This is a genomic window from Bradyrhizobium sp. HKCCYLRH2047, from assembly GCF_051168175.1.
GTDB lineage: Bacteria > Pseudomonadota > Alphaproteobacteria > Rhizobiales > Xanthobacteraceae > Bradyrhizobium.
Map to the genome: position 1 here is coordinate 271,822 of NZ_JBNPUM010000002.1, position 22,120 is coordinate 293,941.

A 22,120-nucleotide genomic window follows, 5' to 3' on the forward strand; every position below is an offset into this window, starting at 1 on the left:
GAACGGCCGCCGCGGCGAGCGCTCAGTTGACCAGCCGGCTGTCGGCGGGCGGCAGGAAGCTGTCGTCGAAGATGTCGGCGGGTTGCGGACGCTTGTGGTGGAATTTGCCGTCCTCGGCGAGTTGGTCGAGGGCCCGCTCGAACCGGGCGGGATCGATGCCGCCGATGCCATCGCGGCGGACGTCCGGCGTCAGCACGTTGTCGACGAGCACGCTCTGCAGCCGCTGCAGCTCGAGCTCGCGGGAGCCGTCATCCATCCGGCCCACCACGTCGGCGATCGCGCCGGCAGGGTCCTTGATGGCAAGCTGGAGGCCCGACGTCAGCGCGCGCAGGAAGCCCTTCACGGCAGCCGGCTGCTTGGCCGCAAAGCCGGGATTGACGATCACCGCATGGCCATAGGCCTCGCAGCCATAATCAGCGAAGCGCAGCACCGCGAGATCGGCGGCGGGCACGCCGCGGTCGCGCAGATTGATCGCCGAGAGATACGAGAAGCCGCTGACGGCATCGACCTGGCCGGCCGACAGGATCGGCTCGCGCACGGCCGCGCCGACGCGCGACAGCTTGATGGTCTCGGGCCTGAGATGGTTGTGCCTCACGACCGCCGGCCACAGCCGGATCGAGAGATCGCCCTCGGCGACGCCGAGCGTTTTGCCTTCGATGTCGCCGAGCCCGTTGATGCCGCGACTCCTGCGCGCGATGATCGCGTAAGGCGCCCTGTTGAACAGCACGAACACGGCCTTGACCGGCTGGCTGTTCGACGCGTCGCGATAGCGGATCAGCTCGTTGATGTCGGCGAGCGCCATGTCGGCCTCGCCGGAAGCGACCCGCGCGATCGCATCGGGAGAGCCCTTGGCCGTGGTGATGGTGACCGTCACGCTTTCGGTGGCAAACAGCCCGCGGCTGGCGGCGAGGACCAGTGGCGCCATGCTGCCATCGAGCGGCCGATCCAGCGCGAACATGACGGCGACCGGACGTTTCGGCTCCCCCGCCGCAGCTTCCTGTCGCGACAGGCATGAGGGCACGACGACGACGGCGAGGAGCGCCAAAGCAAGCAGGGTGAGGGATCGTCGCATGCGCATCATGTCACGCCGGTATTCGCAGGCCGTACCGGTCTTGTCACGCCGGTATTCTAATCAGTTCGCCGGCCGTCGCGGGATCGAGCCGCGGGATCGTTATGTCAATTTCGTGACAACGTCGCTGTCTCGCTGCCCGCTCGGGGCCGGCGGTGCCTGATCATGTCGGATCGAATGTGAATGGTCCATGAGCAAGGCCTGCGGCGATTTGCGGCTTCGACTCCGGGTTTCGCGAGGGGAACTGTGGGCGCAGTTCGCGAGTTGGTGCGCGAGATTGGATCGTACGGAGAAAACACATGATCGCACAGCGCGGAAGTTTTTCCCGCTTTGGCCGTGCTACCGTCCTGGCGACGGTGGCCGCGGTGACTTTGACGGCCGTGCAGCCGACACTCGCCTTTGCCGGCTCCGCGCCGGCCGAGAAGGGCGTCGTCGCCAATACGGCCAATGATGGCGGCCTGACCGATGTCAGCGCGCGCCGGCGCCACTATCGCGGCAATGGCGGTGCGGCGGCTGCGGCTGCCTTTGCCGGCATCGTCGGCACCGGCCTCGCCATCGCGGCGGCGCAGAACCGCCGTTCCTACTACGAGGACAATTATTACTATGGCCGGCCGGCCTATTACGGCTACGGGCCGCGCTATCAGTATTACGGCGGCGGCCCCTATTACGGTGGCGGCTATCATCATCACCCGCATTGGTGATGTGAGATCGGATGAGACGATCCGCCGGCCCCGTGCCGGCGGATTTTTTCTTGCCTGCTGCGAACGTTAATATGCGGGCCATCGATTTTAACTAGTGTGGCGAGATGACTGATTCGATCGATCGGCTCTATCGCGCTGTCCTGGCGGCCAGGGATCTCGACCCCGCGCGATCGCGCACGGCCAAGCTGATGCAGCAGGGCACGGCCAAGATGGCCAAGAAGCTCGCCGAAGAGGCGATCGAGGTCGCGATCGATGCCGTCGGCGGCGACGCCCAGGCCGTGGTGCGCGAAAGCGCCGACCTGATCTACAATCTGGCCGTGCTGTGGGCCGAGCTCGATGTCCAGCCCGAGGACGTCTGGCGCGAGATGGAACGGCGCGAGCTGATGCTCGGCATCGCCGAGAAGCTGCCGAAATCGCCCGCGAAGGTCGCCAAGGCCGCGCCCGGACGGGTGGCGGGGCGACCGATCGTCGCGGCCGACCGGACGATCCGCAAGCGGCACTAGTGTGGCGGTCCGATTCGGACCGGCATATGGGCCATGGACAAATCCTGCCCGGTTTGCTTCATCGCCACCATGCTCAGACGGATCTACGACTGGTGTATCGACGCCGCCCACAAGCCGCATGCCATGTGGATCATGGCCGCGGTCGCCTTCGCTGAAAGCTCGTTCTTTCCGGTGCCGCCGGATGTGATGCTGATCCCGATGTCGCTGGCGAAGCCGCAGCGGGCCTGGCTGTTCGCCGGCGTCTGCACCGCGGCCTCGGTGGCGGGCGGCCTGGTCGGTTATGCCATCGGCGCGCTGCTCTACGACTCCCTCGGCCATTGGCTGATCCAGCTCTACGGCCTCGGCGACAAGGTCGAGGCGTTCCGGGCGTCCTATGCCGAGTGGGGCGCCGTCATCATCCTGCTGAAGGGATTGACGCCGATCCCCTACAAGCTGGTCACGATCACGTCGGGCTTCGCCGGCTATAATCTGTTTCTGTTCATCGTCTGCTCGATCATCGCGCGCGGCGGCCGCTTCTTCATCGCCGCGATATTGCTCAACCGCTATGGCGAATGGATCAGGGTGCGCATCGAGAAACATCTCGGCCTGTGGGTGGCGATCGGCGCGGCCGTGCTGGTGGCCGGCTTCGTCATTGCCGTGAAGCTGATCTGATGCGCCCGTTGCGCCCGGGGCAGGGGGCGGCGGGGGCGGCGCTTCTGGTCGTCGTCTCGGTTCTCTCTGCCGTCGCGGCATGGGCGCAAACGACGCCTTCCTTGGGGCTGCGAGAAGCGCCGCAACAGCCACCGCAGCAGGCGCCTGCCGTCCAGCCTGCGCCGCCCTCCAATCCGGGTCTGGTGGAGGAGCTTGGCAAGCTGTTCGAGAAGATGTCGATCATTCCGCTGAAACCTTCGGGCGATGCCCGCGCCGAGCCGCCGGCGGCCGGCAGCGATCCCACCGGCGCTGCCGCGGATCCGCCCGCCGCGACCCCGGTGCAGCCCACTGGCCCGGTCGCGCCGAAGGGCGGCGCCGACACCAAAGACGTGCTGAAGGAGACCGGCGAGACCTTGTCGCGCCTCGCCAAGCCCTCGAGCATGATCACCGGCCGCTCGGTCTGCCCGATTGCCACCAACGGCACACCGGATTGCAAGCTCGGCGCCGACCGGCTGTGCCAGGGCAAGGGCTACAAGGACGGCAAGAGCCTCAACACCGACTCGGCGGAGACCTGCTCGGCCAGGGTGCTGATCCCGGGCCGGCAGCGCAAGCCGGGCGACTGCCGCACAGATACCTTCGTCACCTCGGCGCTCTGCCAATGACGCCTGCATGCCAGCGCCTCAACGCAAGACCGTGATCGGGCTTTTCCGGTCCCTCTGCGGGCGAATTGCCATCACGGCTTGATGTCGGGCATGCTCGCGATCACGAGCGTCTCCGCATTTCACAACGAGGAATTCCCATCCATGTCCATGCCCGCCTTGTTCAAGGGCCGCCTGTCGATCCCGGTGATCGGCTCGCCGCTGTTCATCATCTCCGTGCCCGACCTGGTGATCGCGCAGTGCAAGGCCGGCGTGGTCGGTTCGTTTCCGGCGCTGAACGCGCGGCCGGCCGCGCTGCTCGACGAATGGCTGGCGCGCATCACGGAAGAGCTCGCCGCCTATGACCGGGCGCATCCGGAACGCCCGTCGGCGCCGTTCGCCGTCAACCAGATCGTGCATCGTTCCAACAACCGGCTCGAGCAGGATCTCGCGCTGTGCGAGAAGTACAAGGTGCCGATGATGATCACCTCGCTCGGCGCGCGCGAGGAGCTGAACCAGGCGGCGCATGGCTGGGGCGGCATCGTCTTCCACGACGTCATCAATCAGTTCTTCGCCCACAAGGCGATCGAGAAGGGCGCCGACGGCCTGATCCTGGTCGCGGCCGGTGCCGGTGGCCATGCCGGCACGATCTCGCCGTTTGCCTTCGTGGCGGAGACCCGGAGCTGGTTCGACGGCCCCATCGCGCTGTCCGGCGCGATCGCCAACGGCCGCGCCATCCGCGCCGCGCGCGTGCTCGGCGCCGATTTCGCCTATATCGGCTCGGCCTTCATCGCCACCAAGGAGGCGAACGCCGTCGAAAGCTACAAGGACATGATCACCAAGTCCGGCGCCGACGACATCGTCTATTCGAACCTGTTCACCGGCGTGCACGGCAACTACCTGAAGCCGTCGATCGTCGCCGCCGGCCTCGATCCGGACAACCTCCCGACCTCCGATCCGTCGAAAATGAGCTTCGGCACCGATGCCTCGGGCGAGCGCGCCAAGCCGAAGGCCTGGAAGGAGATCTGGGGATCGGGGCAGGGCATCGGCGCCATCAAGGACGTCGTCCCCGCCGCCGAGCTGATCGCGCGCTTCAAGAAGGAATATGACGAGGCGATCGACCCGCCGCTGTGAGGCGGCTCAGCGACGGACAAAAGGAAAAGCGCGGCAGCCTGGGCTGCCGCGCTTTTTTTTTAACCCGTAATAAGCTGGACGAGTTACTCCAGTTCGATCGCCTGGAACTTGCCGCGCTCGTCCAGCGCCGTGCCCCAGATCTTGTGCGAGGCCTGGTGTTCGGCGCGGCCGAAGCCGAGCTTGGCGCCGAGACCGAGATCGATGTCACGCATGTTCTCCAGCGTATCGATCAGCGCCTCGGTGTCGAGCTGCGGGCCAACCCGGCGCAGCGCCTGGATCAGCACGTTGGCCGAGACGTAGCCTTCGAACGACACGTAGGACGGCGCCTCGCCCGGGAAGTACTTCTCCAGCGCGCTCTTGTATTCGAGCACGGCGCTCGAATAGCCGCCGACGGCCGGCACCACCTGGGTGACGATCACGCCGCTGGCATAGCGCGGGCCGAGCAGCATCAGCTCGTCGGAGAGCTCGGTCGAACCCACGAAGGAGACGTTGGTGTAGATCATGTGCGGGAACAGATCGCGCGTCTTCTCGATGAACTTCGCGGCGGCGCGATAGGTTGCGACCATGACGATCGCCTTGGGCGGGTTCTTCAACGCCCTCAGCTGGTTGACCGCGTCGTCGACGTCGACCGTGTTGCGCTTGTAGTTGAGGCGCAAGATGGACGTATCGGCGAGACCGAGCGAGCGGAAGGCCTTGGCCACGCCGGAGAAGCCGGCATCACCATAGGCGTCCTGCTGCGCGAACACGGCAATGTCCTTGGCCGGCAGGCGGCGCAGCTTGACGAGGTAGCGCACGACGGTGTCGGTCTCTTCCGCGTAGCTGGCGCGATAGTTGAATACATAGCGATCCGGCGGATCGTTGCGCAGCAGGTTGGCGCCGGTGAACGCGCCGTAGAACAGCACGCGACGCTGCAGGGCGTAGGGCATCGCCACGGCAGAAGTTGGGGTGCCGACGTTGCCGACGAAGCCGAACACCTTGTCCTTCTCGTAGAGCTGCTTCATCGCGTCCAGCGTCCGCGACGGCTCGTAGCCGTCGTCGGCCGAATAGAGCCGCAGCGAGCGCCCGGCGATGCCGCCGGCGTCGTTGGCGCGGTTGAAGGCGGCCTCGATGCCCATCTTCATCTGCCGGCCGAGCTCCTTGGCAGCGCCGGAGAACGGAGCGGCGATGCCGAAGCGGATCTCGTTGGCGGTGACGCCCTGGACGTTGGTCGTGGACGCCGGCGGCAGCGTCGCGGTCGGTGCCGTCGCGGCGACAGCCGCGGACGGGGCGATCACCCCGGCGAGGCTGGTGGCGGTCTGGCTCGGCGCGCTTTGCCCGAGCGAGCGCTCGAGCTCGGCGAGCTGGCGGCCCGCGGAGTTACAGTCGGTCTGAGCCGCCCCGACGCGGTTGCGTCCATCGGCGACGTAGCCGTTGAAGACGCGGGTGAGCTCGTCACGATCCGAGCCGCCGGTGGAGGCCTCCCGGATCACCTCGCGAAACTTGTCGACAATGGCCTGAACGCGGCCCTGGTCGATCGCCTGACAGGCGGATGCTGCTCCCACGATCGGCCCGACCCGGCTCGCAAGATTACGCACCACATCCGCATTGGTGCCCGCCGCGCTGGCGGGCGTTGCGAGCAATGCCGCAACCAAGAACACGCTACAACGAAAGTTCATTGCCACTATCCCACTTTGGACCCCATCCAGGTCTTCCGCCTGGTGAATTGACGCCGTGTCTGCGACGGAGAAGACATAAGACCGTCACCATGCACAGACCAGCCTTTCCTAAGAGCATGACCATTTCGGTAACCCGACACGCCTTTTTCCGATCATACTTTAGGACCTGCTAACGAAACGTCTTCACCAGTTCTTCCCCTTCGAAGCTAATTCTACTCAAGTTCGATTGCCTGATACGTGCCGGTTTCGTCGAGTGCGGTGCCCCAGATCTTGTGCGAGGCCTGGTGCTCCGCGCGTCCAAATGCGAGCGTCGTGCCGAGGCCGAGATCGAGGCTGCGCATCGATTCGAGCGTGTCGATCAGCCGCTCGGTGTCGAGCGGATTGGTCTGCTTCAGCGCCTGGATCAAAATCGTCGCCGAGATATAGCCTTCGAGTGACGTGTAGTCCGGTGCCTCGCCGGGCGCGTATTTGGCCAGGGCGTTCTTGTAGTCGAGCACGAGGCTCGAGTACCCGGAAACCGCCGGCACGCCCTGCGTCACGATGACGCCGTTGGTGAAGCGCGGGCCGAGCAGCTTGAGCTCGGTCGCGAGCGAGGTCGAGCCGACGGCGGACACGTTGGCGTAGATCAGGCCCGGCACCGCGTCGCGCGTCTTCTCGATGAACTTCGCGGCGGCGCGATCGGTCGCCACCATGATGATCGCCTTGAGCCCCGGCTTGTGCGCCTTGACCTGATTGACCGCCTCTTCCACGTCCATCGTCGCGCGCGGATAGTTGATGCGCGTCACGGTATCGCCGATGTTCAACTGTCGGTAGGCCTTGGCGACACCGGCGAAACCGTCGTCGCCGAATGGGTCCTGCTGGGTGAACACGGCGATCTGCTTGGGCGAGATGCGCTTCATCCTGATCAGGTAGCGCACCAGCGCGGCGGTCTCCTCGGCGTAGCTCGCCCGATAGTTGAAGACGTAGCGATCCGGCGGATCGCGTCGCACCACCGCCGCGCCGGTGTTAGGGGCGAAGAACAGCGTGCGCCGCTCCAGCGCATAGGGGATTGCCACCTGCGAGTTGGCAGTGCCGACGTTGCCGATGAAGCCGAACACCTGCTCCTTGTCGTAGAGCTGCGTCATCGCCGCCAGCGTGCGGTTCGGATCGTAGCCGTCGTCCGCCGCCACGAGGCGGAGCATGCGCCCGTTGACGCCGCCGGCATCGTTGGTGCGTGCGAACGCGGCCTCGATGCCCTGGCGCATCTGACGCCCGGTCTCCTTGCGGATGCCGGAGAACGGCAGGACCATGCCGAAGCGGATCTCGCGGTCGGTGATGCCGCGCACGGGGCCGGCGGTGACGGCGCCGGTCGTCGTTTCGGCCTTGACCGGTGTGATCGGGGCCGTCGCCGCAGCCGGCTCGCCGAGCGAGCGTTCGAGCTCCGTCAGTTGCCGCTCCGCGGCCGCGCAGGTCGCCTGCGAGGCGCCCGTACGACTACGGCCCTCGGCGATGTAGCCATTGAAGCTGCGGGTCAGCTGATCGCGCTCGCCGTCATTCCTCGTCGCCTGGCGGATGGCTTCGCGGAATTTGTCGACCATGCCCTGGACGCGGCCCTGCGCGATGTCCGGGCAGGCGGATGCCTGTCCCACGATCGGCCCAACCCGGCTGCCGAGCTCCCTGACGACGTCGGGAGCCGCCGCCAGAGCGGGGCTGAAGGGAGCTGCGAAAACACTCCCGATGATCAACGTGGACCAACGCACGGCCATCGAACCTTCCACCTGCTCAGCCTGTTTCAAACCCTCTTCGTTCTACTATTCGTGGCATTTCGAATTAATGTCGGGTTTCTCTGTCGCCCTTTTGTCGTGGTAGTCGAGGCCGTCGCGCCTCCAGCGGTATCCTATTCAAGTTCGACGGGTTGGTAGGTGCCGCTGTTGTCAAGCGCCGTGCCCCAGATCTTGTGCGAAGCCTGGTGTTCGGCGCGGCCGAAGCCGAGCTGCGTGCCGAGGCCGAGATCGACGTTGCGCATGTTCTCGAGCGTCTCGACCAGTTGCTCGGTATCGAAGTTCGGACCGGCGCGCTTCAGTCCCTCGATCAGGATGCTCGCCGCGATGTAGCCCTCGAGCGAGGTGTAGTCGGCCGGCTCGCCCGGGGCATATTTCGCAAGTGCGGTCTTGTATTCGAGCACCAGGCTCGAATAGCCGGAGACGCCGGGCACGGTCTGGCTAACGATCACGCCCTCGGCGTAGCGCGGTCCGAGCAGCATCAGCTCGCTGGCGAGCGCCGAGCCGGCAACCGCCGAGATGTTGGCGAAGATGACGCCCGGAAATACGCCCTGGGCCTTCTCGATGAACTTGGCTGCGGCACGCGTCGTTGCCAGCATCACCACCGCCTTGACCGGGGTCTTCAGCAGCTTCAGCTGATTGATGGCGTCGTCGACCTCGACCGTGTTGCGCGGATAGTTGACCCGGACGATCGAATTGTCGCTCACCCCGAGCGTCCGGAATGCCTTTGCCACGCCGGCGAAGCCCGCGTCGCCGAAGGCGTCGTTCTGCGCGAACACGACGATCTGGCGCGGATGCAGCCTTCGCATCTTCACGAGATAATGGACCAGCGCGTCGGTCTCCTCGGCGTAGCTCGGCCGGTAGTTGAAGACGTAGCGGTCGGGCGGATCGTGGCGCACGACGTTGGCGCCGGTATAGGGCGCGAAGAACAGCGTGCGGCGCTCGAGCGCGTAGGGGATGGCGACCGCGGCGGTGGCCGAGCCGAAATTGCAGATATAGCCGAACACCTGCTCCTTCTCGTAGAGCTGCTTCATCGCATCCAGCGTGCGCGCGGGATCGTAGCCGTCATCGGCGGTGACGAGCTTGAGCATGCGGCCGTTGACGCCGCCGGCCTCGTTGGCGCGATTGAACGCCGTCTCGACGCCGATCTTGAGCAGTCGCCCGCTCTCCTTCACCGGTCCGCTGTAGGGAATGACCATGCCGAGCTTGATCTCGCTCTGCGTCACCCCGCGCACGTTGCCGGCCGGCGGCAGCAGTTGCGCCGGGACGGTCGCGGCCTGCGCCGTCGCAGGTCCGATGCTCACGGCAGGCAGGTTCGCGCGCGCCGGAGGCGGCGCTGCGATGGATCGTTCGAGATCGGCAAGCTGCCGATCGGCGCCGCCGCAATCCATCCGGCCTGACGTGACGAGGCTGCGGCCTTCGGCCACATAGCGATCGAGCAGGCGCGTCAGCTCGTCACGGTCGGCCTCGCTGGAGGCGGCCTCGCGGATGACGAGCTGGAATTTCTCGATGATGGCCTGGATGCGCGGCCGGGCGATGTCGCGGCACGCGAGTGCTGCGCCAATGATCGGGCCGACGCGGCTGCCGAGCTGGCGCGCCACGCTCACACTCTCGCCGGGCGCGGCAACGGCCTCGCCGGCCACGAGGGACGCGAGCAGGATGGCTGCCACACGGGCGTGAGCCAGCGGACGGCGTGCTGCCGCTTTCTGCGGTAGGACGTCGATCATCGTCGCCTGTGAAGTGTTGGAAGCTGGATCAGTCGTAGAGGGTTAGCGAACCCGCTCCATCTGACCCGTCTTCTGGTTCCACTGCATGAACTGCTGCAGCATGGGCTTTTCGGGATTGTCGGAATCTGCCGCGGGCTCCGGAGCGTCCGCGAGCAGCGACTTGAACTGCGACAGCGCCGGGGCGGCCTGAGCCTCGACCCGCTCCGGCAGCGCGCTGGTCTGATCCGCCTTGGCGTCCTGCACGTCGGCGGCGACCGGCGGCAGCGTCTTCATCGACTGCACGGCGGCGACGAAGGACGAGCTCGCGTCGGGCTGGCGCCACACCGGCACGATGTTGACGAAGAACAGCGCGACGACGGCGGCGACGCCGGTTGCGGCGGCGAAGCGGCCGGCCACCTTGAACACGACCGAGCGGCGGTCGCGCTCGCGCTCCAGATCCGGCGGCTCGCGCATGACCTGGGGATTCAGCGATTGGCGAAGGGATTCGAACACGGCGGTCTCCAGGCGAGCATCGAGCGGTCCTTGCTGTCCCGAAGCGGGACGCTCGGCCGCCTCCGCTGCCTTGGCATTGTCACCGACGAGAGATAGACGCGCGGCTTCCGGACGTTCGCGCAGCCACCGCGGTGCATAGTGCAGCGGGTCCTGCGGGTTCATCGGATTCTGTTCACTCAACGAACTCATACGCTACTCCTCTGACGCTCGATTCCGGTAAACTGATACGCTTCTGCCACGGTCGTATGAGAGCTAGTTTCAAACGAAGAGCGGGAGCGGTTCTGCCACTTCAGATCACACGGAATCATTTGCAGAATCAGACGTTTCGCGTCGATCAGCGATCGCACGCCAGCAGTCCCTTCCTGCAAGGCGCCGTGGCACGTTTGCCGTGCCTTGGGCGCCTCTATCGATCCCATGCCCCGCCCCCTGACGAGTGTCAATCGATCGGAACTTCCTAAAGCCGTCGGTTCCGAATTATATGTACGTTAAAGTTATCATCATGATGTGATTAAAATGAGGCATGACAGGTCTTGACGCAGATGCTCATGAATTGCGTCTCATTGATGCCAACATTGCGCCTTGATTCGATCATCATCGAACTATGTCGGGCGGGCCGCTGTCGATTTTTGAGCGGCTTAGCGTCGATTTAACCATCCGTTAACCATCTGGCGCCGACAGTTAACCAATCACTAAGAAGGGTTGGGTCGGATGGTCATGAGTGCCAGCGCTGAAACGGTGCGTCCTGTTATTCGTCTGCGCGGGCGCTCCTACGTCGCCTTCGTGTTTTCGCCGGTTGTGCCGATTGCCGATTGGCTGGCTGAGCTCGATGCAACGCTCGCGGGCTCGCCCGGCTTCTTCGTCGGCAAGCCGATCGTGCTCGATCTCTCGGCGCTGGATCTGAGCCCGCTCGCCATCACCCATCTCATCAAGAGCATCGAGTCGCGCAACATCCGCGTGCTCGGCCTCGAAGGCGTCGAGCAGGGGCGGCTGTCGCTCGGCATGCCGCCCTTGTTGTCCGGCGGCCGTCACTGCGCCGTGCAGGAGATCGAGCCGGAGAAGCCACAGCTGCAGCAGCCGACCTCGCTGCTGCTCGACCAGCCCGTACGCTCGGGCCAGTCGATCGTGTTTCCCGATGGCGACGTCACCGTGCTCGGCGCGGTGTCGTCGGGCGCCGAGATCGTCGCCGGCGGCTCGATCCACGTCTACGGCGCGCTGCGCGGCCGCGCGATGGCCGGTATCAACGGCAACGCGGCGGCGCGCATCTACTGCCAGAAGATCGAGGCCGAGCTGGTCGCGATCGACGGCTACTACCAGACCGCCGAGCAGATCGACGCCGCGTTGCGCGGCCGGGCCGTGCAGGCGCGGCTCGAAGGTCATTCCATGAAGATCGTTGCATTGAACTGAGTAGCAGGAGGATTCGTGACATGTCGAAAGTACTCGTAGTGACGTCGGGCAAGGGTGGCGTCGGCAAGACCACCACGACGGCGGCGATGGGCGCGGCGCTGGCGCAGGCCGGCGAGAAGGTCGTCGTCGTCGATTTCGACGTCGGCCTGCGCAACCTCGACCTGGTGATGGGCGCGGAGCGCCGCGTCGTGTTCGATCTTATCAACGTGGTGCATGGCGTCGCCAAGCTGCCGCAGGCCCTGATCCGCGACAAGCGGCTGGAGAATCTGTGGCTGCTGCCGGCCTCGCAGACCAAGGACAAGGACGCGCTGACCGAGGACGGCGTCGGCCGCGTCATCACCGAGCTGCGCAAGACATTCGACTGGGTGATCTGCGACAGCCCCGCCGGCATCGAGCGCGGCGCGATGCTCGCGATGCGCTACGCCGATGAGGCCCTCATCGTCACCAATCCCGAAGTGTCGTCGGTGCGCGATTCCGACCGCATCATCGGCATGCTCGATTCCAAGACCGTGCGCGCCGAGAACGGCGAGCGCGTCGAGAAGCACATCCTCATCACCCGCTACGATGCGGGCCGTGCCGCGCGCGGCGAGATGCTGTCGATCGACGACGTGCTGGAAATCCTGGCGACGCCGCTGCTCGGCATCGTGCCGGAGAGCCAGGACGTGCTGCGCGCCTCCAATGTCGGCTGCCCGGTGACGCTCAACAGCCCGGCCAGCGCGCCGGCGCGCGCCTATCACGATGCGATGCGCCGGCTGCTCGGCGAGGAGGTCGAGATGCAGATCCCGACCGAGCGCAAGGGCCTGATGAACCTGCTCCTGGGACGGAGGGCTGCATGAGTGTGCTGCGGCTCTTTACGGGGCGTGCAGCCTCCGCGCCCGTCGCGCGGGAGCGGCTGCAGATCCTGCTCGCGCATGAGCGCAGCCTGCGCGGCCAGCCCGATCTCCTGATGCAGCTGCGCGAGGAAATCCTCGCCGTGGTTTCGCGCCATGTGGTACTTGATCCGGACAAGGTCATCGTTCGCATGGACCGGGGAAAGCATGTCTCGACGCTCGAGGTCGACATCGAACTGCCCAATGGCGCCGACCGCGCCTTTGCCAGCGCCGGCTGAGACGTGGCGAGGCGCGCGCTGATGCGGCCGATCTTCCGCATCGCGGACAATCGGGTTGCCGTCAGCTCCGATGCTGCGGGACCATGGGATCCGACCATGCAACATGGGTCTGCGCCATCGGCGCTGGCCGTGTGGGCGGCCGAGAGCATTCCCACGAAGTCGCCGATGCGCATCGCCCGCGTCACCATCGACCTGATGCGCCCGGTGCCGCTCGCAGAGCTCCTCATCGAGACCGAGGTGCTGCGCGAGGGGCGCAAGATCCAGCTCTGCGCCGTGCGCTTGCGCGCCGGCGACACGGTGGTCGTCACGGCGACCGTGCTCAAGATCAGGCAGGATGCGGTGCCGCTGCCGGACGATGTCGGCGAGCTGCCGGTCGATCTGGTCGGCCCCGACGAGGCGCTGCCGGAGCCGGCTGATTTCTCGACCAGCCCCTTCGTGCGCGGCATGACGCTCCGCGCCGCGCGCGGCCGCTTCGGCGTCAAGGGACCGGGCGCGATCTGGTACCGCGTCGACTGGCCGCTCGTCGACGGCCATGCCGTATCGCAGGCGATGCGCGCCGTGGTCGCGAGCGACTTCTGCAACGGCACCTCGGCCGCGCTCGACTTCCACAGCTACACGTTCCTCAATGCCGACCTCACCGTGAACATGGCCCGCGAGCCGGTCGGCGACTGGATCCTGCTGGACGCCGAAAGCTGGATCGGCCCGGACGGCGCCGGGCTGGCGATGGCGCGATTGGGTGATGCGAGAGGCTATTTCGGCCGCGTGGTGCAGAGCCTGGTGATCGAGAAGCGGTGAGGGGGCGGTCCGCCGTCCGTATCTCGTTCATAGCGGGTTGGCGAACTGATCACCGCACCAGTGCTGCTTCGCTTCCAACGGCGCGCCGCGGCGAGGTGTCATGAGGTTGCGCCGGTGATCGGCGGTTGCTTGCTTCGTTACGGGTGAACCAATCAACCCTGCGCCAAGCTCCGCTGCGCCCTCTCCCCCGCTCGCGGGGGAGTGTTGGAGAGGGGGCGCCACGCACACCGCCGCTGGAGCGGCCCCCTCCCTAGCCCTCCCCCGCAAGCGGGAGAGGGAACGCACTGCCGTTGTCGCGACTGAACGAGTCCGACCACGAATGATCTCGCTCTCACGCCGCGCGCACCGTGCCGAGGAAGCGCCCGACCTCCAGCTTCAGCCGGTTGCTGTCCTGCGACAGCGACTGCGCCGCCGACAGCACCTGCGACGAGGCCGAGCCGGTTTCGCTGGCGCCATGCTGCACCTCGGTGATGTTGGACGACACTTCGTGCGTGCCCTGTGCCGCCTGCTGGATGTTGCGCGAGATCTCCTGCGTCGCTGCGCCCTGCTCCTCGACCGCCGCGGCGATGGTCGAGGAAATCTCGGACAGCCGTTCGATGGTGCCGCTGATCTCCCTGATGGCGCCGACCGACTCCTGGGTCGCCGCCTGGATGCCGGAGATCTGCTGGCCGATCTCGCCGGTCGCCTTGGCGGTCTGCTCGGCCAGCGCCTTGACCTCGGAGGCGACCACCGCGAAGCCGCGGCCGGCTTCGCCCGCGCGCGCCGCCTCGATGGTGGCATTGAGCGCGAGCAGGTTGGTCTGCCCGGCAATGGTGTTGATCAGCTCGACGACGTCGCCGATGCGCGCTGCGGCCTTGGACAACTCGCCGACGCGGTCGTTGGTCTTGCGCGCCTGGTCGACGGCCTCGTTGGCCATCCGCGCGGATTCCTGCACCTGCCGGCTGATCTCGGTGACCGACGAGCTCAGCTCCTCCGTGGCGGATGCGACCGACTGCACGTTGGCGGTCGCCTGCTCGGATGCGGCCGCGACGGTGGTGGTGCGCTGCTGTGTGCGTTCGGCGGTCGAGGTCAGCGTCGTGGCCGACGCTTCGAGCTCGGTCGAGGCCGAGGAGACCGTGTTGATGATCTCACCGACCGCGCTCTCGAAGCTGTTGGCCAGGTCATGCATGTCGCGCTTGCGCCGCTCGACGGCGAGCTTCTCGGCCTCCGCCTGCTCGGCGCGCAGTTTCTCGGTCTCGATGGCGTTGTTCTTGAACACCAGCACGGCGCCCGCCATGTTGCCGATCTCGTCCTTGCGGTCGGTGCCGGGAATCGGCGCCGCCATGTCGCCGCCGGCGAGCCGGCGCATCGCCTCCGTCATCGCTGTGATCGGGCGCGACACGCCGGCCACGATCAGGTAGCCCATCGCGATGCACAGCAGCGCCGCAAGTGCGATCACACCCAGAATCCAGGCGCGCGAGGACAGATAGACCGCGGCGCCCTTGTCGGCTTCCTTCTTGCCCTGCTCGACGTTCCAGGCGAGGTCCTGTTCCAGCGCCTTGCGGGCCAGCACGAAGTCGTCGCGCAGCTTGCCCATGAACAACGCGGTTGCGGCGTCGACCTGGTTCTTGCGTGACAGTTCGAGCAACTGCTTGCTGTCGTCGAGATAGGCGGTCCACGGCGTCTTGAACGCAGCCACCAGCGCCTTCTCCTCCGACGTCGTCACCGTCGGCTCGTAGAGGCGCCAGGTCTTGTCGAACAGCTCGAGGCTTTCGGCGATCTGCCGTTCCTGGATTGCCTTTTCGTCGGCCGTGGTCGCCAGCAGGAACTGACCCTGCCGGGCACGATATTGCTCGATCGATTTGGAGATGGTTCCGAGCCATCCGGTCGCCGGCAGCCAGTTGTCGCGCACTTCCGCAGCCGAGCCGTTCACGCTACCGAGACGATCGATCGAGAAGCCGCCGAGCCCCATCGCCGTGATCAGCACGATGCCGAACGCCAGCAGGACCTTGTTGCGAATGGACAGGTTGGAAAACGACGGCATCTGCGACTCCGGCTTCGATAGGTCCAGGGATTGGGTGCAGCCGGCTCGAAGAGAGCGCGTTGCTGCAAATCGGCGCGACGAGCGCTCGTCGGTGAGGCGTCATGGTCCGCGCGTGCGGCTGATTTGGCCGGGGATTTATAAAGATTGCTCTAAACTTGAGCAGACCAGGATAGCCGTATAAGTACGGCGCGCTGCGAACTACACGCAGATGGAACTACGCGCAGGTGAACGGAACAAGCGTCATGGCGAAATCAACGAAGGCTGAAGGTGCCGGCGAGGGGAGCCAGTCTCCGTCGGAACTGATCGACGTCCGGATCAAGCAACTCGGTGACTGGCGCGGCGTCACGCTCGGCCATGTGCGTGATCTCATCAGACAGGCCGATCCCGATATCGTCGAAGAATGGAAATGGCGCGGCGTTCCCGTGTGGTCGCATGGCGGCATCGTTTGCACCGGCGAAACCTACAAGGCGGCTGTGAAGCTCACCTTCCTCAAGGGAGCTTCAGTGCCTGACCCTTCCGGCCTCTTCAACGCCAGCCTCGACGGCAACACCCGCCGCGCCATCGACCTTCACGAAGGCGACGTGATCGACGAGGCGGCGTTCATGGCGCTGATCCGCGCCGCGGTTGCGCTGAATGGGACGAAGCGGAGCGGTCGGAAAGCGTAGCAGGGGCGGTGCAGCAGCGGACGGCAATCCTCACGCGTCGCTGCCCGCCCGGGGTCGCGAGCCAACGGGCCGCTGCGCATGCGCGGCGCGATGACAGGCTTAGCGAAGCACACCAGTTGCAGGAAACGGTCGAGCACCTGACGAACTCGCTGGAGTTGCGCCGCGCAACGAAACCGGCTATTCAGCGCCACCCCAACTTCAACGCAGGAGGCGACGATGTCCAGACTCGCACGCTTCCCGGGCTCGCTGCGCGATCATTGACGCGGCCACCGGGATGATTGTCCCGGATATGATCTGACTCTTTCACAACTCATCGAAAAGCCCGCGGCCCTCCTGGCCTGCGCTTGAACACTTGTGTCATGACATCTCATCCTCTGCTGACTCCCCGCCGGGAGCCGGTGCGTTCGTCGTTGTGTGAACGTCGGCTGCGGCGCTATGCGTCTCGTTTCCAGTCCCGCGTCGCTGCGCTGGCGCAGCGCCATCCGCATCTCGCCGACCTCGCGCTGAGCTTTCCGGCGCTGTTGTTCGCGGTGGCGGTGCCGCGCAAACAGGTTGACCCGGAGTCGGCGATTGCTCGCGTGATCGCGGGACGTTCGCTTGCCGAGGCGGCCGCCGCGGCGGGCCTGCCGATGTGGCTGCGCAAGCTGCCGCCGGAGGCGTTCGTTTGTCCGATCCCGCGGCTGCCGGATGGCGATCTGTTCCGCAGGCAGATCGGCAATCACTTGCCGCGCTCGCCGAAGCTGATGCCGATATGGCTGCAACTCGTCTCGGAGATGGCGACCATCGCCCATGAGGCCGCCGCCGTCTGGATCGCGCGGGAGTACATCCGTGCGCCGAAGACCGTGAACCGCGACCGCGTGCATCTGCTCGCCCTGTGGATCTGGTTCTCTGGCCAGCCCGGCCGTCTCGCCCACGATCTCATCGACCGGCCGTGGACGCCGGACATGGGGCTCGATGCCGCAATCACTGCCGCATCCAATTGGCGCGGTCGGATCTCGCTGCATCTCAATCTCGGTCAATTGCCGATCAGCGACATGTGGCTCGATCCCGGCCGGATCGGGGACTATGAGTTCAGGCCGCTCGACAAGATTCCGGATCTGGTCGACGAAGCGGCCGCCATGCGCAATTGTGTCCGCACCTACGGCGCTGACATCGTCCACAACCGCTCGCGGCTGTGGAGCGTCCGTCACCGGGGTGAACGCGTCGCGACGCTGGAGGTCGGCCGCCACTGGCGCGATCCTTTGCTGAACATCGTCCAGCTCAAGGGGGCCGGAAACGCGGCCGCGTCGCACGACCTGTGGTGGATCGCGCGACGCTGGCTGCATCTGCACGATCTCTCACAGATCGAGCCGGCCAGGATGAAGTGGGGCCAGGCGCCGCTCGACCTCGTCACTTGGCGCGCGCTGTGGCGGCCCTATTGGCTTGCCAAACGCCGGATTCCCGACTGGCTCCCGCTTCCACCCTCGCGCGACGCGTTCGGTGCGCTGTGATGAAGCCCGCGCGCTGGCGCGGTCGCGCTGGACCCGACGAACGACTCGGGCAGTATCCCGGCAATCGCGCAGAGCGGGGCCATTGACCGACGGAGGTGATTTGCCCGACGAGCAGGCTTTCTCATGTTCACCGCCGGCTCCACGGCCGCGCCGCGCAGCGGAAACCGCGTGCGCCGAAATGTGAAATTCGGCAACGCCTTCAAGCCGATTTGGCCTGTCCAGATCCTCGACGAAAAATATTCGACTTTGCATTATCAGAAATATCTGTTTTCCTCTTCTCATCCCGCCTCACTGACGAGGGGCGCTTCGCGAACGTCACGACGCGTTGGGGTGGGAGGCGGTGGCCGCGACGGGCGCAGCGTGCTCCAAGCATGCCGACGTACGTCTCGTCGCGGACGGTGAAGTCGCAGGGTCCTGGCCTCCCGACGCTGAGGTCAAGTTTCGTGAGATCGCCCAGGGGCATCTTGCGGGACGACGGTGGCAAACAAGCCCGGTCGCCGGGGAGACTGCGTATAATCCGTCAACCCATCGCGCAGGGAAGGCCGGGTCGATCCGGCCGAACCTGTGGTTCTGCCGCGTGCTTTTTGCTGCACGCGGACCGCAGGCCTCGGTCGAGGCCTGGCCTTCCCTGCACCCTCCGTCTGATGGAGGGGAGGACGTCAGCAAGACTCGGACGCCGATGCGTCGCGAGATGGAAGGGCCATGGTCTCCACTCGTGCAACAAACACAATGTCATCCGCGCGAACGCGGGGATCCATAGCCACAGGCCGATGTTCGAGGCACGCATGTCGACACGACTCGTCTCACCACGCCCTCCTGCGGTCATGGATCCCCGGGTCGCGCTTCGCCTGCCCGGGACGACAGCGGAGGGTGGCGGCTGCGAGCGGGGGGCCTACCTCGGGATTGCAAAGCCGTATGCTCGGATCTCCGTCGAGACAGCGTGGCTGTGTCCTCACCCCACCATGCGCCCGCGTCCCTCCCAGTACCGCGCGCGCAGCACCTTCTTGTCGATCTTGCCGACGCCGGTCACCGGCAGCTCGTTGACGACTTCGATCCGCTTCGGCGCATGGGCCGAGCCCTTGCGCGCCTTGACCAGCTCGATCAGCTCGCTGGCGTCGATCTGCGCGCCCGCGCGCGGCACCACGATGGCGGTGACGGCTTCGCCCCATTTGTCGTCGGGCACGCCCACCACGGCGCACATCGCCACATCGGCGTGCTGCGTCAGCACATCCTCGATCTCGCGTGGGAAGATGTTGAAGCCGCCGGAGACGATCATGTCCTTCTTGCGGTCGAGGATGTACATGTAGCCGCGCTCGTCGCGGCGGGCGATGTCGCCGGTGTGCAGCCAGCCGTTCTTCAGGGTCTCGGCGGTGGTGTCCGGCCGCTTCCAATATTCACTCATCACATGCGGCGCGCGCACGCAGATCTCGCCGGCCTCGCCCTGCGCAACCTCCTGATCATTGTCATCGAGGATCTTGACCTCGCAGGCCGCGATCGGGAAGCCGCAGGACAGGAACAGCTCCGGCTGCTTCGGATCGTGGTCGGCCTTGCGCAGCACCGACACCGGATAGCATTCGGTCTGGCCGTAGAGCTGCGAGAACACCGGGCCGATGCGCTCGATGCCTTCGACGAGCCGCGTCGGCGACATCGCCGAGGCGCCATACAGCACAAGCTCGAGCGAAGAGAGATCGGTCCTGGCCAACGCGGGATGATCGAGCAGCACGTAGATCATCGTCGGCACGAACAGCGTGAAGTTGATGCGCTCGCGCGCGATCGTCGCCAGCACCGCCTCGGGATCGAAGCCCTTCAGCATGTGAACCGTGCCGCCGCGCATCAGGGTCGGCAGCACCTTGGTGCCGGCGACATGGCTGATCGGGGCGACCGTCAGGTAGCGGGCGCGCTCCGGAATCTCGAAATCGGCGAGGATCGCGGTGGCGAAGCCGCCATATTCCCGGTGATGACGCAGCGCGCCCTTCGACTTTCCGGTGGTGCCGCCGGTGTAGTTCAAGGTCGCGATGTCCTCGGGCGTGGCGAAGCTTCGCGCGGTGGCGTGGCCGGACTGCTCGATCGCGGCGAGGAGGTCGGCGCCGTAGCCGGCTGCGCCAAGCGTGAACACGTGGCGCAGGCCGCCCGAGCGCGCGGCCAGCTCGCCGCCGCGGTCGTGGAACGCGGCGGCATCGATCACCAGCACCTGCGATTCGGAATCGGCGAGCTGGAACAGCTGATCGTCCAGCGAGCCCAGCGGATGCAGCCAAGTGATGGCGAGCCGCGACAGCTGCGCCGCCGTGCCGGCGCACCAGGCATCGGCGCGGTTCGCGCTGAGGAACGCGACGCGTGTTCCCGGCGGCAGGCCGAGCCGCATGAACACGCCCTGCATGCGGCCGATGAGGTCAGTCGCGCCCTGATAGGTCAGCGATCCGCCAGGCCAGCTGAAGGCGGTGCGCGACGGATGACGCGACAGCGTGAGCAGGGTCTGCTCACAGACGACCGGAAACGAATGAAGCTGTGGGGTCATGGACGATCCTTCCGAGATGCCGCGATCGTTGTTGCGTCGCGTGGCTTGTTGCCGACGCTATCAGAAAGCCGATCGCGCTCAAGGTGCGCTTGTCGTCCTCGGAACATCGCTGCGCGCGCCGCGTTGCCCGGCCGAACAACAACGGAGCAAGGCCATGCGCACCTCGACAGCTTTTTTTGCGGGAGCCGGAACGGTTGCCATTGCCGTTGCGGCCGGTCTCGGCGGCGGGCTCATGATCGCGGAAGGCATGCATCCGAGATCGCCGGCGGTCGAGCAGGCCAAGCTCGAGCGTTCCGTGCCGGAGGCGCCGTCGCCAAGTCCGACGGTCACCTCGTATCTTGCGGCAACGCAGGCGGCTGCGATCACGCCGGTCAAGGTGGCGCCTGCCGCAACCGAGACGAGGCCCGTGACCCCGGTCTCGACCGATCCCTCGCCGGCGCCGCAAGCCGCCGCAGCGGAGGCCACAGCGGCCTCTTCGGCGCCCGCCGGCACCCAGGCCGCCGCCGAGGACGTTCAGGACAAGGCCGCAGCGAAGCCCGAGGACGCCGATCTCAAGTCGCGCGGCGCCGAGCGCAAGCGCGCCGCGGAGCAGCGCCGCGCCGAGCGGCACCGGCAATATGTCGAGCGCCGGCGGCAGCGCCGCGAGCAGGATATGCGCGCCGTCGAGCAGGCGGTGCGCGATGACACGACGCCGCGCGCCTATGCGGCGCAGCCGGTCGGCATGGATGGACCGCGCTTCAGCTTCTTCGGCGACGATTGATCGCACGCGGTCGCGTCGCTATCCCTGAGCCCAACGAAGGATCAGGGAGGGACCTGAAGTGCAGGACACGCGATGGGGAGGGCTGCGGACGCGGCTGCGATTGCCGCTGATCGCAGCGCCGATGTTTCTGGTGTCGGGGATCGAGCTGGTGAGCGCGGCCTGCGGGAACGGCGTGATCGGCGCGTTCCCGACCGTCAATTGTCGTACTCCCGATGAGCTCGATGCCTGGCTGCGCGAGATCGCCGATCGGCTCGCGCGCCGCAGCGATGCCGGTGGGCGGGCGGCTGCGCCGGTCTGCCCGAACCTGATCGTGCACCATTCCAACGCGCGGCTGCAGGACGATCTCGCGGTGCTGTTGCGGCACCGTCCGGAGATCGTGATCACCTCGGTCGGCTCGCCGGCGAAGGTCGTTGCGCCCCTGCATGATGCGGGCGCGCTGGTGTTCGCTGACGTTGCCTCGATCCGTCATGCCGAGCGCGCGGTCGAGGCCGGCGCCGATGGCCTGGTGCTGCTCACGGCCGGGGCCGGCGGCCAGACCGGCTGGCTCAATCCATTCGCCTTCGTGCGCGCGGTCAGGGCGTTCTTCGATGGTCCCATCGTGCTTGCCGGCGGCATCAGCGACGGCGTCGCGCTACGCGCGGCGGAGGTGCTCGGCTGCGACCTCGCCTATATGGGCACGAAGTTCATCGCCACACGCGAAAGCCTGGCCGATGATCGCTACAAGGCGATGCTGGTCGCGAGCTCGGCCGACGACGTGCTGCTGACGTCCGCCTTCACCGGCCTGCCGACCAGCATGCTGCGGCCGTCGATCGTCGCCGCCGGGCTCGACCCCGAAGCCTTGCCGGCGCGCGGCGCGATCGAGATCGGCAGCGACATCGACATTGCTGCGCGCGAGGCGCGGCCGAAACGCTGGCGCGACATCTGGAGTGCGGGGCACGCGACCTCTGGGGTCACCGACATTCCGTCCGTTGCCGAACTGGTCGCGCGCACGGCCGATGAGTACATGGGCGCCGGTGGCCACGCTCGTGAGAAAACGTGATGTGTGTCCTTA

20 protein-coding genes are annotated in these 22,120 nt (G+C 66.4%); 13 read left to right on the plus strand and 7 right to left on the minus strand.

Going from position 1 to position 22,120, the window contains the following annotated elements:
* Window positions 1–22 precede the first annotated feature (22 nt).
* Complete coding sequence (locus ACQR1D_RS04840) at window positions 23–1,078, minus strand: ABC transporter substrate-binding protein (RefSeq protein WP_434838047.1); 1,056 nt, start codon at window positions 1,076–1,078, stop codon at window positions 23–25.
* Between the two features lie 290 nt (window positions 1,079–1,368).
* On the opposite strand from ACQR1D_RS04840, the gene ACQR1D_RS04845 reads away from it, so the two are divergent.
* From ACQR1D_RS04845 to ACQR1D_RS04865, 5 genes are all read left to right on the plus strand, one after another.
* Window positions 1,369–1,770 (plus strand): hypothetical protein, encoded by a 402-nt coding sequence (locus ACQR1D_RS04845; protein WP_316218041.1) that lies wholly within the window; start codon window positions 1,369–1,371, stop codon window positions 1,768–1,770.
* A 104-nt stretch (window positions 1,771–1,874) separates the two neighbouring features.
* Window positions 1,875–2,273, plus strand: a complete 399-nt coding sequence (hisE, locus tag ACQR1D_RS04850; protein WP_316181109.1) for a phosphoribosyl-ATP diphosphatase — start codon at window positions 1,875–1,877, stop codon at window positions 2,271–2,273.
* A gap of 69 nt (window positions 2,274–2,342) precedes the next feature.
* Window positions 2,343–2,924, plus strand: coding sequence for a YqaA family protein (locus ACQR1D_RS04855; RefSeq protein ID WP_434838203.1), 582 nt, complete (start codon window positions 2,343–2,345; stop codon window positions 2,922–2,924).
* Complete coding sequence (locus ACQR1D_RS04860) at window positions 2,924–3,565, plus strand: hypothetical protein (RefSeq protein ID WP_434838046.1); 642 nt, start codon at window positions 2,924–2,926, stop codon at window positions 3,563–3,565. Before ACQR1D_RS04855 ends, ACQR1D_RS04860 begins: the two co-directional genes overlap by 1 nt.
* Before the next feature lie 141 nt (window positions 3,566–3,706).
* Window positions 3,707–4,675, plus strand: a complete 969-nt coding sequence (locus ACQR1D_RS04865) for an NAD(P)H-dependent flavin oxidoreductase (RefSeq protein ID WP_316181113.1) — start codon at window positions 3,707–3,709, stop codon at window positions 4,673–4,675.
* An 83-nt stretch (window positions 4,676–4,758) separates the two neighbouring features.
* Here ACQR1D_RS04865 and ACQR1D_RS04870 read toward each other — a convergent pair whose 3' ends face one another.
* From ACQR1D_RS04870 to ACQR1D_RS04885, 4 genes are all read right to left on the minus strand, one after another.
* Window positions 4,759–6,330, minus strand: a complete 1,572-nt coding sequence (locus ACQR1D_RS04870) for an ABC transporter substrate-binding protein (protein ID WP_316218038.1) — start codon at window positions 6,328–6,330, stop codon at window positions 4,759–4,761.
* A gap of 212 nt (window positions 6,331–6,542) precedes the next feature.
* Window positions 6,543–8,075 carry an ABC transporter substrate-binding protein gene (locus ACQR1D_RS04875; protein ID WP_434838045.1) on the minus strand — a complete coding sequence of 511 codons (1,533 nt, stop codon included), beginning with the start codon at window positions 8,073–8,075 and terminating at the stop codon, window positions 6,543–6,545.
* 131 nt (window positions 8,076–8,206) lie between these two features.
* A complete protein-coding gene (locus ACQR1D_RS04880; protein WP_434838044.1) occupies window positions 8,207–9,817 on the minus strand; it encodes an ABC transporter substrate-binding protein in 1,611 nt (536 codons plus the stop codon).
* A 42-nt stretch (window positions 9,818–9,859) separates the two neighbouring features.
* Window positions 9,860–10,498 carry a hypothetical protein gene (locus ACQR1D_RS04885; protein WP_315804605.1) on the minus strand — a complete coding sequence of 213 codons (639 nt, stop codon included), beginning with the start codon at window positions 10,496–10,498 and terminating at the stop codon, window positions 9,860–9,862.
* Window positions 10,499–11,017: 519 nt separating this feature from the next.
* Between ACQR1D_RS04885 and minC the strand changes: the two genes are divergently transcribed.
* The 4 genes from minC to ACQR1D_RS04905 are packed head-to-tail and all read left to right on the plus strand — an operon-like array spanning window position 11,018 to window position 13,616.
* Window positions 11,018–11,713, plus strand: coding sequence for a septum site-determining protein MinC (gene minC / locus ACQR1D_RS04890; protein ID WP_316181120.1), 696 nt, complete (start codon window positions 11,018–11,020; stop codon window positions 11,711–11,713).
* A gap of 20 nt (window positions 11,714–11,733) precedes the next feature.
* Window positions 11,734–12,549, plus strand: a complete 816-nt coding sequence (gene minD, locus ACQR1D_RS04895; RefSeq protein ID WP_315804603.1) for a septum site-determining protein MinD — start codon at window positions 11,734–11,736, stop codon at window positions 12,547–12,549.
* Complete coding sequence (gene minE / locus ACQR1D_RS04900; RefSeq protein WP_315716282.1) at window positions 12,546–12,821, plus strand: cell division topological specificity factor MinE; 276 nt, start codon at window positions 12,546–12,548, stop codon at window positions 12,819–12,821. Before minD ends, minE begins: the two co-directional genes overlap by 4 nt.
* 21 nt (window positions 12,822–12,842) lie before the next feature.
* Window positions 12,843–13,616 carry a thioesterase family protein gene (locus tag ACQR1D_RS04905; protein WP_434838043.1) on the plus strand — a complete coding sequence of 258 codons (774 nt, stop codon included), beginning with the start codon at window positions 12,843–12,845 and terminating at the stop codon, window positions 13,614–13,616.
* A 331-nt stretch (window positions 13,617–13,947) separates the two neighbouring features.
* Here the strand turns inward: ACQR1D_RS04905 and ACQR1D_RS04910 are convergent, their stop codons facing one another.
* Complete coding sequence (locus tag ACQR1D_RS04910; protein ID WP_434838042.1) at window positions 13,948–15,639, minus strand: methyl-accepting chemotaxis protein; 1,692 nt, start codon at window positions 15,637–15,639, stop codon at window positions 13,948–13,950.
* Between the two features lie 242 nt (window positions 15,640–15,881).
* Here ACQR1D_RS04910 and ACQR1D_RS04915 point away from each other — a divergent pair, with 242 nt between their 5' ends.
* Both ACQR1D_RS04915 and ACQR1D_RS04920 read left to right on the plus strand, forming a co-directional pair.
* Window positions 15,882–16,304: a DUF1801 domain-containing protein gene (locus ACQR1D_RS04915; RefSeq protein WP_315804600.1), complete on the plus strand. Its 423-nt coding sequence runs from the start codon at window positions 15,882–15,884 to the stop codon at window positions 16,302–16,304.
* A 410-nt stretch (window positions 16,305–16,714) separates the two neighbouring features.
* Complete coding sequence (locus tag ACQR1D_RS04920; RefSeq protein ID WP_434838041.1) at window positions 16,715–17,794, plus strand: hypothetical protein; 1,080 nt, start codon at window positions 16,715–16,717, stop codon at window positions 17,792–17,794.
* A gap of 952 nt (window positions 17,795–18,746) precedes the next feature.
* Here ACQR1D_RS04920 and ACQR1D_RS04925 read toward each other — a convergent pair.
* Window positions 18,747–20,309 carry an AMP-binding protein gene (locus tag ACQR1D_RS04925; protein ID WP_316237173.1) on the minus strand — a complete coding sequence of 521 codons (1,563 nt, stop codon included), beginning with the start codon at window positions 20,307–20,309 and terminating at the stop codon, window positions 18,747–18,749.
* Window positions 20,310–20,463: 154 nt separating this feature from the next.
* Here ACQR1D_RS04925 and ACQR1D_RS04930 point away from each other — a divergent pair, with 154 nt between their 5' ends.
* Entirely contained in the window at window positions 20,464–21,069 is a 606-nt protein-coding gene (locus tag ACQR1D_RS04930; protein WP_434838040.1) for a hypothetical protein, read from the plus strand.
* A 58-nt stretch (window positions 21,070–21,127) separates the two neighbouring features.
* On the plus strand, window positions 21,128–22,108 hold the full coding sequence (locus ACQR1D_RS04935; RefSeq protein ID WP_434838039.1) for an NAD(P)H-dependent flavin oxidoreductase: 981 nt from the start codon (window positions 21,128–21,130) through the stop codon (window positions 22,106–22,108).
* The last annotated feature ends 12 nt before the right edge of the window (window positions 22,109–22,120 follow it).

Coding starts and splice junctions, on each gene's coding strand:
- ACQR1D_RS04905 (WP_434838043.1), top strand. CDS start 12,843: ATGCGGCCGATCTTCCGCATCGCGGACAATCGGGTTGCCGTCAGCTCC.
- ACQR1D_RS04840 (WP_434838047.1), bottom strand. CDS start 1,078: ATGCGCATGCGACGATCCCTCACCCTGCTTGCTTTGGCGCTCCTCGCC.
- ACQR1D_RS04845 (WP_316218041.1), top strand. CDS start 1,369: ATGATCGCACAGCGCGGAAGTTTTTCCCGCTTTGGCCGTGCTACCGTC.
- ACQR1D_RS04865 (WP_316181113.1), top strand. CDS start 3,707: ATGTCCATGCCCGCCTTGTTCAAGGGCCGCCTGTCGATCCCGGTGATC.
- ACQR1D_RS04915 (WP_315804600.1), top strand. CDS start 15,882: ATGGCGAAATCAACGAAGGCTGAAGGTGCCGGCGAGGGGAGCCAGTCT.
- ACQR1D_RS04855 (WP_434838203.1), top strand. CDS start 2,343: ATGCTCAGACGGATCTACGACTGGTGTATCGACGCCGCCCACAAGCCG.
- ACQR1D_RS04860 (WP_434838046.1), top strand. CDS start 2,924: ATGCGCCCGTTGCGCCCGGGGCAGGGGGCGGCGGGGGCGGCGCTTCTG.
- ACQR1D_RS04910 (WP_434838042.1), bottom strand. CDS start 15,639: ATGCCGTCGTTTTCCAACCTGTCCATTCGCAACAAGGTCCTGCTGGCG.
- ACQR1D_RS04925 (WP_316237173.1), bottom strand. CDS start 20,309: ATGACCCCACAGCTTCATTCGTTTCCGGTCGTCTGTGAGCAGACCCTG.
- minE (WP_315716282.1), top strand. CDS start 12,546: ATGAGTGTGCTGCGGCTCTTTACGGGGCGTGCAGCCTCCGCGCCCGTC.
- ACQR1D_RS04885 (WP_315804605.1), bottom strand. CDS start 10,498: ATGAGTTCGTTGAGTGAACAGAATCCGATGAACCCGCAGGACCCGCTG.
- minC (WP_316181120.1), top strand. CDS start 11,018: ATGGTCATGAGTGCCAGCGCTGAAACGGTGCGTCCTGTTATTCGTCTG.
- hisE (WP_316181109.1), top strand. CDS start 1,875: ATGACTGATTCGATCGATCGGCTCTATCGCGCTGTCCTGGCGGCCAGG.
- ACQR1D_RS04880 (WP_434838044.1), bottom strand. CDS start 9,817: ATGATCGACGTCCTACCGCAGAAAGCGGCAGCACGCCGTCCGCTGGCT.
- ACQR1D_RS04930 (WP_434838040.1), top strand. CDS start 20,464: ATGCGCACCTCGACAGCTTTTTTTGCGGGAGCCGGAACGGTTGCCATT.
- ACQR1D_RS04870 (WP_316218038.1), bottom strand. CDS start 6,330: ATGAACTTTCGTTGTAGCGTGTTCTTGGTTGCGGCATTGCTCGCAACG.
- ACQR1D_RS04875 (WP_434838045.1), bottom strand. CDS start 8,075: ATGGCCGTGCGTTGGTCCACGTTGATCATCGGGAGTGTTTTCGCAGCT.
- minD (WP_315804603.1), top strand. CDS start 11,734: ATGTCGAAAGTACTCGTAGTGACGTCGGGCAAGGGTGGCGTCGGCAAG.